8 protein-coding genes and 2 tRNA genes are annotated in these 14,671 nt (G+C 41.5%); 8 read left to right on the top strand and 2 right to left on the bottom strand.

Annotated features, from left to right (window positions below; genetic code table 11):
- Positions 1 to 147: 147 nt before the first annotated feature.
- The 8 genes from tssH to AK822_RS04935 all read left to right on the top strand — a co-directional run bounded on the left by tssH (position 148) and on the right by AK822_RS04935 (position 13,838).
- Positions 148 to 3,093, top strand: a complete 2,946-nt coding sequence (tssH, locus tag AK822_RS04900) for a type VI secretion system ATPase TssH (protein ID WP_060490772.1) — start codon at positions 148 to 150, stop codon at positions 3,091 to 3,093.
- A complete protein-coding gene (gene tssA / locus AK822_RS04905) occupies positions 3,093 to 4,241 on the top strand; it encodes a type VI secretion system protein TssA (RefSeq protein WP_060490773.1) in 1,149 nt (382 codons plus the stop codon). The genes tssH and tssA overlap by 1 nt, the downstream gene beginning before the upstream one ends.
- Before the next feature lie 106 nt (positions 4,242 to 4,347).
- Complete coding sequence (locus AK822_RS04910) at positions 4,348 to 7,059, top strand: type VI secretion system Vgr family protein (protein ID WP_060490774.1); 2,712 nt, start codon at positions 4,348 to 4,350, stop codon at positions 7,057 to 7,059.
- A 55-nt stretch (positions 7,060 to 7,114) separates the two neighbouring features.
- A complete protein-coding gene (locus AK822_RS04915; RefSeq protein WP_060490775.1) occupies positions 7,115 to 8,035 on the top strand; it encodes a hypothetical protein in 921 nt (306 codons plus the stop codon).
- Between the two features lie 18 nt (positions 8,036 to 8,053).
- Positions 8,054 to 10,690, top strand: a complete 2,637-nt coding sequence (locus tag AK822_RS04920) for a T6SS effector BTH_I2691 family protein (protein ID WP_060490776.1) — start codon at positions 8,054 to 8,056, stop codon at positions 10,688 to 10,690.
- Positions 10,691 to 11,893, top strand: coding sequence for a DUF6708 domain-containing protein (locus AK822_RS04925; protein ID WP_060490777.1), 1,203 nt, complete (start codon positions 10,691 to 10,693; stop codon positions 11,891 to 11,893).
- Between the two features lie 51 nt (positions 11,894 to 11,944).
- Positions 11,945 to 13,021: a hypothetical protein gene (locus tag AK822_RS04930; RefSeq protein WP_060490778.1), complete on the top strand. Its 1,077-nt coding sequence runs from the start codon at positions 11,945 to 11,947 to the stop codon at positions 13,019 to 13,021.
- A gap of 34 nt (positions 13,022 to 13,055) precedes the next feature.
- Positions 13,056 to 13,838 carry a hypothetical protein gene (locus AK822_RS04935; RefSeq protein ID WP_060490779.1) on the top strand — a complete coding sequence of 261 codons (783 nt, stop codon included), beginning with the start codon at positions 13,056 to 13,058 and terminating at the stop codon, positions 13,836 to 13,838.
- Between the two features lie 493 nt (positions 13,839 to 14,331).
- Here the strand turns inward: AK822_RS04935 and AK822_RS04945 are convergent.
- Positions 14,332 to 14,418, bottom strand: a tRNA-Leu gene (locus tag AK822_RS04945).
- A 123-nt stretch (positions 14,419 to 14,541) separates the two neighbouring features.
- Positions 14,542 to 14,615: transfer RNA gene (locus AK822_RS04950), tRNA-Cys, on the bottom strand.
- Between the last annotated feature and the right edge of the window lie 56 nt (positions 14,616 to 14,671).

Raw genomic sequence — 14,671 nt, forward strand, 5'->3', positions numbered from 1 at the left:
AATAATTTTATACCATTCACAGAAATTAGAGTGGCAAGGAAAACGAGTGAAAGTACTACGCCTTGTAGGCTAAGCGAGTTTGACACAGCTAATCTTACTTTTTGGGTTTGGTATTAAGTCTAATAAGAATGCTAAAGGAAAAGATTTATGAGCCAGTTAAAAGCTGTAATTACCCGCTTGAGTCCGAGTTGCCGACAGTGTTTGCAGCAGGCGGCTAGGCTTTGTATCAAACATGGGCATCGTGAAGTGGACACTGTTCATCTGCTGCACGAACTGATTGCGACGCCGCACAATGATGTAGCTCAAATTTTAAAAGTAAATAAGATTAATCAGCAGTTATTACTAGCAGACATCACCGATTTGCTAAATACCTTTGGTCAGGCAACAGGCTCAACGCCAGTATTTAGTCAAGGTTTGATGGCGTTACTAGAAGATGCGTGGGAGCTAGCCAGTAGCCAATATAATCAAAGCGATGACAAAAATAGCCCGCTAGAAATCCGCTCTGGTCATATATTGCTCGTGCTATTGGCGTATGAGCGTTATCAGTCGCTACTCAAAACTCTTCCTGAGCCACTACAGTATATCGACCGCTTTACCCTAAAAGATGATTATGAGCGTCAATGTCTAGGTAGTACTGAGGGCAGTGGATCAAGCAGTAATAAAATTACCAATAGTAAAGGCGTCAATAAGGGTGCTGATGATGGTGCGAATAGTGCAGACAATGATACTAACAATCAAGAATCTTTAGACACTAAGAGAACTGAAGCTAAGCCAACCCCTGCGTTGAATAAATATACTTATGACTTGACTGCTAAAGCCAGTTCAGAGCAAATAGACCCTGTCATTGGCCGTGAGTTTGAAATTCATCAGTTGATCGATATTTTGATTCGTCGCCGCCAAAATAACCCTATTTTGACGGGTGAGGCAGGGGTAGGTAAAACAGCAGTGGTAGAAGGATTGGCGCAAAAGATAGTCGCCGGTCAAGTGCCTGATCAGCTCAAAGATGTGACGATACGTAGTCTTGACATGGGCTTGCTGCAAGCAGGGGCAAGCGTCAAAGGGGAGTTTGAGAACCGTCTCAAGCAAGTCATTGAAGAAGTACAAGCCTCGCTACAGCCTATTATATTATTCATTGATGAAGCGCATACTTTGATTGGTGCTGGTGGGCAAGCGGGTCAAAACGATGCGGCTAATTTATTGAAGCCTGCGCTGGCTCGTGGTGAGCTTAGAACCATTGCGGCGACGACGTGGTCAGAATATAAGAAATACTTCGAAAAAGATGCAGCGTTGTCACGCCGCTTTCAAGTGGTCAAAGTCGATGAGCCTGATATCGAGACAGCAGTAGCGATGATTCGTGGGTTGAGTGCCAAGATGCAGGATCATTTTGGCATATTAATCGATGACGATGCGCTACAAGCGGCGGTTGAGCTATCCGCACGTTATATCAGCGATAGGCAGCTGCCTGATAAAGCGGTCAGTGTATTAGACACGGCGGCGGCACGGGTGAGCTTATCCAAGACCGCCATACCCAATCAACTTGACAGATTAAACGCCAAAGGGGTGCAGTTAGAGCAGCATATCAATAATCTCAGTCAGCAGCTCGAGCGTATCGGCGGTGTGGATGAAAAAGAAAAAGTCAGCCAAAAAATAGCCGTGCTTGATGAGCAGCGCCAAGCCAATCAGCAAAGCATTGCTGATATGACCAGTCGCTGGCATGAACAGCGTCAGCTTAACGACCAGCTTGATGCCTTAAATCAGCAGTTGAATGACAAGACAGATGGTTCTGATGCGCTTAGTGCAAAAGAGCGCTTAGACAAACAAGCTGAGTATCAAAGTATCGAGCAGTCGTTAAAAAAAATACAAGAGACGCAGCGCCTGATTCATGCGGTATTAGATCGACAAGTTATTAAGCAGATTATCTCAGATTGGACAGGGATTCCACTGACCGATATGGCCGGTAATGAAAAAGATCATATCTTGGGTTTGGCTAATACCTTGCAAGCCCGCGTCATCGGCCAAGATCATTCGGTGGCCGCTATCGTGAAGCGGATTCATACCGCAAAAGCGCGTCTAGACGATCCCAATCGCCCGCAAGGGGTATTTATGCTCGTTGGGCCAAGTGGTGTGGGTAAGACAGAAACGGCACTAGCACTATCAGAGGTGTTGTACGGTGGTGAGCGCAATCTTATTACGATTAACCTGTCAGAGTATCAAGAAGCCCATAGCGTTGCCTCGTTAAAAGGCTCGCCTCCAGGTTATGTTGGCTATGGTGAAGGTGGTGTATTAACCGAAGCGATTCGCCGTCGTCCTTATAGCGTACTCTTACTTGATGAAGTAGAAAAAGCCCATCCAGACGTATTGGATTTGTTTTATCAGGTCTTTGATAAAGGGGTGATGGAAGACAGCGAAGGGCGTTTAATTGATTTCAAAAACATGCTTATTTTATTGACCAGTAATGTTGGTTCGTCTGCGATTATGCAGGCATGTATCAATACAGATCCAGCCGTTACTGACTTTAGCCTGCCAGACAGTAATAGCCTAAAACAAGTCATTAATCTGCATTTGTATAAAGCCTTTAAGCCCGCGTTTTTGGGTCGCTTAACGGTCATTCCTTATTATCCGTTGACGGATGATGCGCTCGCAGAAATTATTCGCCTTAAGCTGGACAAAATCACAGGTCGTATTCATGACAATTATGATGTGCCTTGTGTCATTGATGATGAGGTGATTGAGCTGATTTTATCGCGTTGTCATGAGGTCGATTCTGGTGCACGTAACGCCGATGCGATTATCAGTCATACCTTGCTGCCGCAGCTGGCGGGTCAGCTACTGGCTCATGATGACAGTCAAAGTGTGTTAAAGAAAATTACCGTATTCGTCGATGCGGACGATAATTTTGCTTATCGTCTGGATACTGATGCTGTTGTGGCGCTCAATCAAATGGCACAACACAGCGAAGATGAAACTGAATATCAAGTTGAGGATCAAGTTAAGGAACCACCAAGCAAACCCCTTTCAGCTAAAAAGCCGACAGTGAAAAAAGTCGCCAGCAAAAAACCTACTAAAAAGGCTATTAAAGAGGAGTCATTATAATGAGTAACGATAACTCTTTAGTAAATAATATTGACACCCTTATTGCGCCGATTGAAGGCAGTCGTCATGGGGTCGGTGAAGACTTAATATTCGATCCACGTATTGATGCCATCGTTGCTGCTCGTCAAGAAGATGACCCATTACTGGCACAAGGCAATTGGGTCACTGAACTAAAAGTGGCTGACTGGGATTTTGTCAAAAACCAATGTGCCGATTTGCTCAGCCATACTAGTAAAGATATGAAGCTGGCACTTTGGTATGTCGATGCGTTGAGTCACACCGACCATTTAGCAGGTATTAGTCAGGGGTTAAGTCTGCTACAGACACTCAATGACGAGTATTGGCTCACTATGTATCCGCCGCTAGATGGTGAAGAAGACAGTATGGACATCAGAGCAGGGCTGTTGTCATGGTTCGTCAAAGCGCTATCCGATGATATTAAGCAGCTATCACTTTCTGATACAAAGACAGAAAAATATAACTACAATTACTATCTAACCGCGCGTGATCATGATAAGCAGCGTCAGCAAAATCCCGATAGCGAAACGTCCAATCAATTAACGCTAAGTGACTATAACCACGCCATCAAGACCAGTAGTGAGACTTGGCAACAATCACTGATGAGTAATCTTAAAAAAGTTACTGAGCAGTGGCAGGCCCTGACTGATCAGTTAAATGATTTGATGGGCATGGATGCGCCAGTCTTCGCACCAGTCACGGATTTATTGGTTGCCCTGACCCAACATTTGCGACCGTTGATACCAGAATATTCTGATACTAGTAGTGTTTCTGCTCAAGAAAGCGTAGCAGATACTATGGACAGTATTGGTGAAAGTGCAATGTCTGATAGTAGTGGACAAGCTGCTAGCACAAAAAATATTAGCTCAACCAGTTTTAATCCTAGTAACCGCGATCATCAAAGCAATCGTCAGCAAGCGCTTAAACTATTAGGTCAAATTCAAGATTATTTTTCGACCAATGAGCCGCACAGCCCGGTGACGTTTTTACTCGGTCGGGCGATTGATTGGGCGGATATGCCGCTCGACCAATGGCTCACTCATATCATCAAAAACGAAGATCAGTTAGCGATACTCTCTGACATGATTGGAATCAAACCCAAACGTGATTCATCTGACGATGGCTATTAATTGAATCAACGACAAATGAATACTTGGTTAACGGGCAATCTGCACGCAATTTGTAATTTTGCAATATTAAATTTTCCACCTTTGGACTGATAGAGAAGGGCTTGTCATGATATGGACTCAAACAAAGCGGCATGTGCAACTGAGTAGTGCCCATCCTGATATTGCCACCAGTCTCATTCAACAGGCTGACTTGGTTGAGAGCTTACTCGGGATGCCATTGCCCGACAGCGTTTGGAGTAAGCCCGCTCTTATGCCAACGCCTGACGCTTATCCAAGCCCGTATCATCACGACCAACGAGCGCAGTCTTATCAAGAGCGCCAACTAGCCCTCTATTGTGGCTATCGTATTAGCATTACTCTACTGCATCCACGAGCAGGACTGGATATAAAGCAATGGCTAGGGCAAAGTCTCTCGATACATTGGCATACGGGCGACAAGCTACTGCCAAGCCAAACCCGTCACGGTATCATCACCGAAGCCGTTGCTCTCGGTAGTAACAGTGGCATGGCCGCCTATCGCATTATCTGCGAACCTGCTTTGAGTCAGTTACGCCTAAACAGCCATAACCGCCGTCATCATCATCTCAGTCTCAGTGAGCTAATTACCCAAATCATCAGCCCGTACGATATGAACGTGGAGATTGACGAGCGTCTTAGTGATGACAGCAACTATCATATACAGCATAGCGTCCAATACAACCAAACCGATCTGGCTTATCTAACCCAATACCTTGCTCTCTATGGCATCACAGGCTATTACCGTCATGACATCGACAAGCACACTCTAGTCTTACTACCTAGTGATGGAGAAGAATTGCGTCCTGATGTCAGTGATATTCAAAGCATCCTCAGTCAAAACCCTGCCAACCTTGCTGATAGACAAGACCGCATTACTGCCATTCGTCCGCGTATTGCTCAGCATACTCAGCAAAGCGATCTACATCGTTATGACAGTCGCTTGATGAGTACCTATACCGGCAGTAGCAGTAGCGAGCAACCGATCGACTCATCAAACAGCACGCATCAGCGCTTTTTACACAGTCATAGCCGTTTTGATGATGACAGTCTCGATAAGCTTGCTACTCGCTACCAGCAAAACGCACAGCAGCGTGCCAATCTAGGCAGCCTCACTGGTAACATCCGTCATCTGAGTTTGCCAAGTAGCCACTATATCGATGGCAACCCTTATTTGACCGATCCGATCAGTCTGGTGTCTCTTCATCAGCATATTAATAATCATATTCCTACGGATTGGTTGGGGGCAGCACCCTTTGATCCCATTACCTTACAGTCCAATACCAACCATAATAATGATGACGACAATGACGACAACGTCCATCATATCAATGCCTGCTACCTGCCATTTCCGCACCATCACCATATTCCCTATGGGGAACAGCTGGACAAACTTGGACAACCGCATCCGAGTCTCACAGGTCTGATGAGTGCCAGTATTATTGATACCGATAGTAGCGCCATCACTCATGATCGTAATCATCGTGCCCATATAAGATATCACTGGCAAAGCGAAGGTGACGACAGCGCGCACTGGATACCCATTGCTAGTCACCTCGTCGCTGACCACATGGGACAAACCCATCCTTTGCGTCATGGACAACATGTCCTTATCGACTTCATCGGTGGTGACATCACTCATCCCATCATCAACGGTAGCACCCATAACGGCCAAGGTAATTCTGACGCTCAGCATAATAGCATCGTCAGTGACTCAGGTAACCTTGACGCCACCAGTCCCGCTTGGTTTATTAATCAAAGCCATGCTCATCCTATAGATGGCATTAAGACTCAAAGTATCGATAGCAGCCGAACAGGCGAGGCGACCAAAGACAGCTTTATTAACGGCTACAACCAGCTCATGTTTGACGCTCATCCTGACAGTCCGCAGATTAACGTCTATAGCAGCAGCTTCCAGTCTAGCCTGACCTTCGGTCATCTGTATCAGCATAGCGACCACACTCGTGGGCAAGCACGTGGGCAAGGCATCAGCATAGAAACCCAAGCTGCCGCTAATGTGCAAGGTAGTATGGGTATTCATATCAGTAGCCAAGCATCAGACCCCTTATCAAAATCTCATATGAGTCATGACAGTCATAGTAAGCTACAAACCGCTGACCAGCACCAGCAAGCTTACGCCCAGCTTGCCGAGACTCATCAGCCAGTGGGACTAGAGGGCAGTAGCAATAATAAGAGTAACAGTAAAGAAGACAACCAAACCCCGTTTGGTCAATTTAGTAAAGACACTAACGATAGTACGCTTAGCGAGTCAGGGCAATGGCAACAAGCCAATATGCTGATCGACTCTCAGCGTCATCTCGCACTATTAAGCGGACAGCATACTCAGCATACTAGTACCCAAAGCACGCATAGCCACGCCACAGACAACACCCATCATCACAGTCAAACCCAGATGAATCAGCTGGTGGCAGGGGATATACATTACTACTCAAACAAAGCCCAGACCCATACCGCCGCTCATGGTGATGTCACCATACAAGCCCATCAAGAGCAAATGCGACTCGATAGTGAGCAAGTACTGCGGATCCATAGTCGAGACAGTATTGAGATTATCGCGCCGGATACGCTAACGCTGAAAGCCGCAGGCAGTGGCATTGAAATATCAGGTGGCAATGTGACATTTATTACGCCAAGTCAAGTAGGCTATAAGGCGAGTAAGGTGGATTGGGGTAGTGGGGGTGGGGAGGCTAAAAACTTAGTGATGAGGCAGATGCAGTTTGAGGCTTGTGAGAAGTTAGCAGATCAAGCTGAGGGTAATCATGCCGCTACTACTGATTTATAGGTAAAGATATCTTTTACTTAAACTTTATATACAAATATAAAAGTATGACAGTCTCATGATGAACCAAATAGAGAAACCACTGAGCGTAAGCTTACAGACTCAAAGCCTCGATTTTCGAGCACTTAGTACCTTTGATGTCATGATTGTTCATCATAGCCAGACAGAGCTGATCGGCGAGATTAATTCTGCTTTCCCCGACGCTATATATTCATTACAACAAGAATTGCTTAGCTATCATATGATCGATAGTCCAGTCATGGTCACGCTAAGCCCAGACATCAGTAATATCCTAGAGGTGCATTTGCAGCAGTGTGAGCTGTTATCTCGTCATCACGGCATACTTACATTACTGGATTATACTGCCCCTAATATAAGGGCATACAAAACAAGAGTCAGTGCAAAAGAATATCTACCAGATGATCCTGAATGGCAGCAGCCAATAGTTAATGCAACTGGTGTAGAAGCCTCCAAACCAGATGTTAAGCAAATCGCTCGTTTACTAGAGTTGAACCAAATCATCCAGAAAGGCAGTCAAAAAAAGCATTTTCGCTACTTAGATGCGCAAGTGCTGATTCACCTGTTACCGTTACAACAGCATTATTATATCGCCAATCGCTATGGCTATCCCAAGCGTCTGTGGTTGGCATTAGGTAGTGACTGGTACAGTGTAGATAATATTCATCATTACATCGCTGACTCTAAAAGTTATATCCAATATCAGTCAAGCTACTGTCCAATCACTCAAAACCAGCTAGATGCTATTAGTCTGCTCAATCGCTTCTTTGCTAAAGAAGTGATTGATGGTAACGATTTAATATTAAATCACTATGAGACATTACTGAGTTGGTTGGATAAAGCAAATACTCAACTAACCACTGCCACGCACCTGACCAATCCGGTTGACCGTATGACGATGATAAACAGGTGGCTGTATGAGTGCTATGAACAATCTGGTTTAGTAGAAATAGATAATTAAAAAACAAGGAATAAAGTCATGGCAGATAGTAGTAGGTGCGATCAGTGTTTGACGGAAGGCATTACTTTATTACCTGTGCGTAGAGGACTTGCTAGTATAGATGATAGTAATATTAGCGTATATAGCAGGTTACTTCGCGAAGGTTATATTTATATAATTGATAATAATAATAACTGGTATGGGTATGTCGTCACTCAAAATCGTTATTTGAAGCAAATCAATGTAAATAACGCCAAAAAGATACCTGATTTACCTGTTGTTGACTCTACTTGCCACAGAGGCGATAACTGTACAGCATTAAATAGCTTTATTCGTATTCCTAATCCAAATAAGGATATCGAAACGCTATGGCTTGCCTATAGTCCTGTTAAATGGACAAAAGCAGTTTTTGAGAGGCATCAAAATAATATTAATAATGCTAAAAATAATAACATGATTGAAGTGCCAGTGTCTGTCACTCATTCCAACAGTGAGAAATCATTGGGGAAAATGGATTCTCAAAATAGTGGAGGTTACGATTTTTGGCAGTATGATCCTGATGGGGAAGAGCTATATGGTCCGTATTTTACTATTGAATATTTCAATGTTGTTAATCCTTTTACCAAAAAGCCATATGATCCACATAGAGTAAATGAACAAAAAAGTCTTTTAGATGAGTTATCTAAGATTGATATAGAGGAAAACCGTGTTCTTACTGTTAGTTTTAGTGATGATATCGGAAAGCTAATTGATTTGAATGAGTTTATGATACAAGCTCAACTAGCTTCTCGGCCTACTGTAGATGAAGTATATCGTCATACAGTAGCGACGCTTATTAATACCTTGAAAGATAATATAGATGAGAAAGCGAAAACCGATGCGCAGCAACATATAGATAGAATTAATGAGCATACTGAACTGATGCAACCTATGCCAAGATGGGAAGGCGATAGTCCAAGCGAAGCAGAACGACAAGTAGAAGAACAAAGACGTCAAGAGGGTGCTTCAAGGTACTTGGAGCGTCAACGACAATCAGCATGGTCAAACTATAGCGAACTCATTCGTGAAAGCGAGATGGACAGATGGCTTGCAAACTTTGAAGTAAGGTCTAAACAACGTCAAAATGAGCTTAACACCTTGTTAAAGACATTAGCTACCGCTTATAAAGAAGTGTTCGAAGACGAAAATCTAAAAACGACGATGTCTCACTGCTTCGACAAGGAAGATGAGATAAGTTGCATTTATTATACCCTTACCGTTCAGCAATTTTTAGGATCAACGGCTACCGTCCCTATGTTGACTGATTTATATGATGAATACTTATCCAAAAAAGCAGCAAGCGATGAAGATAATTATTTAGCACGTGCTTTAGCATTTAATCAAGATCAAGTCCTCAATCACATTGAAGGGCTTCCAGCCATCACGGCAGGATTTACCACAAGTGAGATTGCAACCAATTCATGGTCGGGACTGTTATATACAGGTTCGGCTGCTATATTTGGTAGATATGATGCTATTGCTGATCAAGTAGGAATCACTATTGGGTTAGCGGAACAGCTTGCCGTACCGTTTATGAAGAACTATCGAACAGGTCAAACTTTATCTGGACTCATGCTTTCCCAGAAAGAGTACCTATTTGGTTATCATCATGAAAAAGCCCTGATTATAGTCAAAGGACAAGGAAGCTATGCTGATGCAAGAAAAGCGCTAATGAACGGTATTATGCACATCGCAGGAGATGGAAGTTTACCTACTAAAATACGTGAAAGTGTCGATCAAGCACTCAAGACTTCAGGGGAGTCTGCCAGACTCAATAAAACCATTAGTCAAAACTTCATCTACTATATAGATAAAAATCAACTCAGAGCAGGAATGAATGTCTATCAGAATAGTAGTAAAGTCTATTCTGACAAAAACACGTTGAGACAGGTAATTGATCAGTCAGTTAATATGACCTCTGGACTATATGACCAAAGTTATAAGGATTACAAACGTTTTGCAGATATTACCAATCGAAGAATAGATCTAGCGGTCAGAACTCACTACTTCGGTGCAATGCTACAAACTGTGGCATGCGTCTTTTTAGTCAGTGCATTTTTTCAAGCAAAAACTCAAGAGGATAGACTAGTAGAAGGCAGTAAGGCAGCCGCAGGATTGATGGTGTTGTTAGGCGGTAGTTTAGAAATGCGCGGTAATGCCAGCAAGCTATTGGCAAGTGAGCTTGAATTAGCAAAAGGTGCTGGTCAATCTGTAAATGCTAAAAAATTGTCTGATGCTACTCGTCAAGCTAGTCGATTATCAAATGGTGCAAGGCTATTAGGTATCGGCGGGGCGGCAATATTTGCAGGATTTGATATAAAGTCGGGTCGTGATGCCAAAGAAAATGATAATGAGACTATGATGTGGGCTTACTATGGTTCAGCAGCCACTGGTGCTGGCTCAACGTTGCTTCTGACTTTAAGTTTAGGAGCAACTGCAACAGGTGTTGGTGTCGTTTTACTTATTGGTTTTATCGGTATTAACCTATTCATTGGCTATTGGAAAAAGTCAGGAATGGAAAATTGGCTCAATCTTAGTGTTTGGGGGATCGAGAATGCTGACTGGTCACTTGAGCACACGTTAGAACAGTTTGATCGTGCTGTAGTTGGTGATGATATTGATCTTGAGGATAATTAAGTGATAGATATTAATGGCAGGAACCCTTTTGCAAAACTATCCTATAAAGAAGTTAATAAAAAGCTAGATGAAAACTTTAGCATGGGTTTAGGCGGAAGGGTCCAAGAGATTCGTGATTTTAAATGGTTAGATAAAACGCATTATTATGACGTACCACTTTATCCTCAGCGTACCGTCGTACAGTTTAACTCAACCTATATGGAGTTAACAGGACGTCAAGATAGAATACGCGGGGATGTCACGTTTGGCAGTTTGTTTTTTTTAGGATTGATATCTGGTGTTATTTACTTGGGTATCGTCATATTGTATGACGAGTTTTTAACAGGTTCTTTTTTATTGGGGATGCTAGCTAGTAGTATAACGTTAGCCTTTATCGTTGCCTTTATTTATTTACTCGCTTTACTCTCAACAGAGTTATTTACCTACACTTATCTACCTATTCGTTTTAATCGTAAGACACGTAAGGTTTATGTTCGCCAAGCCAATCGCCAAGTACAAGTTTTTAATTGGGATGAGCTAAAATTTTACATGGCAACCACCTATAGAGACGGGGGCGATGTGCGCGGTGTTACATTAACTAACGATGGTATGGCAATAACAGGTATGTTTAGCTTGCCGTTTGTGAGTGATTTAACTGCCAAAGAAATATTAGGAGGAACACAACTAAAACAGCATTTTGAGTTTGTCCGCCGATATATGGAGGGCGATGATAAACAACTTGAAGAAGTTAAAAGTGCTGTTCGCTATGTTCATTCTGTGCATCAAAAAAGAGAAACTCCATTAATCTCTTTTCAGAGAGTTATATTGGCAGCATTAGATTCAGATGAGAATATGGAATATCCCAAACAAGCATTAAAATTACATTGGACACATTCCGCCGTTATCATTCAATTATGGCTACGATACCTAGGCCGTTTATTGTCTATCAATACCAGCATCACCCCCAAGTTTAGCCCAAAGATAGAAGCTGAATGTCAGATAGATCCCAATGATCCGCACGATCTAAACAAATATCTGCCCGAAGGCAATATAGAAGACGCCAATCAGCCTATTTGGAAAAAGCTAGTATATAGTATTTTTCTTGTTTTATTTGGCATTGTCATGTTGTTCATTTTTGCATTTTTCATTGACATGATAGGGGCAATCAAGGGTCATGACTCAGGGCTAGTATATAAGCTATTGTCTTTCTTTAGTTTAGTGTGATTAAATTTTTTACTATGCATATGATTGCTTAGAAAAATAAGAAGGCGGTAAATGCAACTACGCGATGACTTTGCCACCCATATCAGTGAGCTCAATGACCCTTTAGAGCGTCCTTACAGTAAAAACATAGATACCTCTTTGCTAGAGAGTATTGATGATATTGAGCATTTAAACAAAGAAATTCAAAACATCAATCCTGACTATTTGACGTTCTTACCAGCATATTTTTGGATGTTTTATTTTGCTATTGGGTGGGTTTATTTTTCTTCAAACTTTTTTGTAGCTACGTTCATTGGAGATATATTTTATCGAAATATGTTTCAAGGAGGAAGTGATTTAGGATGGATTTTTTATTTTAGAATATTTTTTCTAATGGCTTTGTTTATAGTATCGTGTGCTCCATTATTAATACTCTTCCATCATTTTATTAGGAAGAAACCGTTTCGCACCCAGTACTACTTCTTAAAAAAAGAGCAAAAGGTAGCGTATTACTTTCGTCCATCGTTACAGTTTTTTAAACCCTTTGAGTTAAAGATAGTAGATTACAAAAACCTGATTCCTGAAATACATACCATCAAAAACAATACAGCTTACACACCATTAAATTTATATGTTGCAGACCCTAATACAGGGGGCATTACGCATCATATAAAACCACATGATGTCTCTGTCGATCCTCGTGTACATTGGGCATTTATCCGAACATATATGGAAAGTGATGCCAAAGACCTGCCCATAGACCCTCAATTCTGTGATGCTTATCCTGTCGATACCAGCAAATCACTTTTTGCCTGTAGTGATATTGTCTTTCGAAAATATGGCATTCTCAACACGCAGCATTCAGGCGCTGGCGGTATTGTTATGCTTATTATCAGCTCAATATATGCGCTTGGTTACTTACTACAAGGTAATAACTACCAGTGTACTAAACAAGCCATATTACATCCTGATATTAGCAAGCTACTTACTTGGGATGGTAAGGACAACCCTTACCCGATACAGCCAATTACGCCAGAAGCTCAAAAGGCTTTTGATGGTAAAAATTGGCAAGTGAATATCAGATGGATAGTGGCGATATTAATTAACATAAGTTTGTTTGTATGGGTGGTGGTGGCTTATAATAGCTAGCAAAAATTAGCATGTAGCTAAGTTGAGTTCTATTATGATACTACCAGTGCCACAAAAACTCCCTGTCGGTAAGATTGTTGGACATCCTTATCAAGGTGAAATTGCTAATTTCAAAGAGAAAGAATATAGCATTAATAGATTAAATTCGCTTATTCATGAGGTAAACCCGGATTATTTTCTGTTTCATCCTTCTATCAACTCTATTCAATCAGTAATTCTGTTAGCGTCTTATGGGGCGGCGTGGTTATTTGGGCAAAGTTTCTTTATTTTTTTAGTAATTTTCTTTGATATTATGTTTAATAAGGGAATAGATTTTTTGTTTTTTATAGGCATAGTTATGCAGCTATTATTACTGTTAATGCTTGGCTTTGCCCCTTTTTTAACTTTTAAACAATTTAAAACTAAAAAGTCCCGCTATTATAAAATTCTATTACTAAAACAAACGCAACAAATCGCCTACTATGAGCATAATCGCAAGCAAGAACCTGTTTTTCATCTTCTTAATTATAAAGATATTATTGCCTCTGTCAGAGGTAGTGAAGGTACTAATCTTGAGTCTCTCAACTTGCATATTATTGATAAAAAAACAAATGAAATGATTCATTCAATTAAATTTGATGACATGCGACTTAACCCCTACGATCAATGGGCAGTTAGACACTTTAAAGCAGGTGACATCATGCCAAAGATGAAGCGACTTGAATGGCAAACCATTTGGTATTTTAACGAAACCAATCCGATGACTATTCAACCTACCACGAGTTATACAAAGAGGAAAAGAGCAAGGCGACCTAAAGCTTATAAATGGCACAATTGAAATGCGTATTTAAATAGCTCTGTTAAACATGCCTTTTTTACTATAGTCATCGTCGATATATCGATTCTGCTGTTTGTTGAACAAACTCGCGGTCCTTTAATCTATGAGCAATTATTAAAGGCTATCTTTATGCAGGCACTGCGTTTATTTATGCTAACGGATTCCAAATTAATGCTTGCGCTGGCTAGTGTCACCAATAGGCCGTTAAGTACTATGAAAGTGGCTGCTTTTTTTATCATGTTAGGGTCGTTCTATCTATTTTTTATTACGACACAAGGTTTGCCTTTTCAGAATGGGATAATAGGATGTGGCTAACTATTGATTATATACAATTGATATAGCTTATTACCCTAAACGTGAGAAGGACGTTTAACAGTAAAGCTAGCAGTTCATTACTAGTAAATTGTCTAAATAGTGGAAAAAATTTAGTTTAATAAGAGAAAGTGCACAATAAGAAAAAGGCTTCCAATTGCTTGGAAGCCTTTTAATATAATGGTACCCGGAGCCGGACTTGAACCGGCACGCTATTACTAGCGAGGGATTTTAAATCCCTTGTGTCTACCAATTTCACCACCCGGGCAAAACTTGTATAATCTAAAAGTAAGCTTTCTACTTGTTAGATAGTGGTCGCTATTATAAGCATTTATATTAATAAAGCAAGCTAAAATTAATATAATATGAATAAAATTTTAACCTAAATAATTGGAGGCTGAGGTCGGAATCGAACCGGCGTTAACGGAGTTGCAGTCCGCTGCATGACCACTCTGCCACCCAGCCAATCAAGGACGCCTATATTAGCAAATATAATTTAAATTACAAGTTATTTTTTCGCT

The organism is Psychrobacter sp. P11F6, from assembly GCF_001435295.1.
Lineage (GTDB): Bacteria > Pseudomonadota > Gammaproteobacteria > Pseudomonadales > Moraxellaceae > Psychrobacter.

Excerpts from the sequence above, each read along its gene's own strand:
- tssH (WP_060490772.1), top strand. The coding sequence starts at position 148 with ATGAGCCAGTTAAAAGCTGTAATTACCCGCTTGAGTCCGAGTTGCCGA.
- tssA (WP_060490773.1), top strand. The coding sequence starts at position 3,093 with ATGAGTAACGATAACTCTTTAGTAAATAATATTGACACCCTTATTGCG.
- AK822_RS04910 (WP_060490774.1), top strand. The coding sequence starts at position 4,348 with ATGATATGGACTCAAACAAAGCGGCATGTGCAACTGAGTAGTGCCCAT.
- AK822_RS04915 (WP_060490775.1), top strand. The coding sequence starts at position 7,115 with ATGATGAACCAAATAGAGAAACCACTGAGCGTAAGCTTACAGACTCAA.
- AK822_RS04920 (WP_060490776.1), top strand. The coding sequence starts at position 8,054 with ATGGCAGATAGTAGTAGGTGCGATCAGTGTTTGACGGAAGGCATTACT.
- AK822_RS04930 (WP_060490778.1), top strand. The coding sequence starts at position 11,945 with ATGCAACTACGCGATGACTTTGCCACCCATATCAGTGAGCTCAATGAC.
- AK822_RS04935 (WP_060490779.1), top strand. The coding sequence starts at position 13,056 with ATGATACTACCAGTGCCACAAAAACTCCCTGTCGGTAAGATTGTTGGA.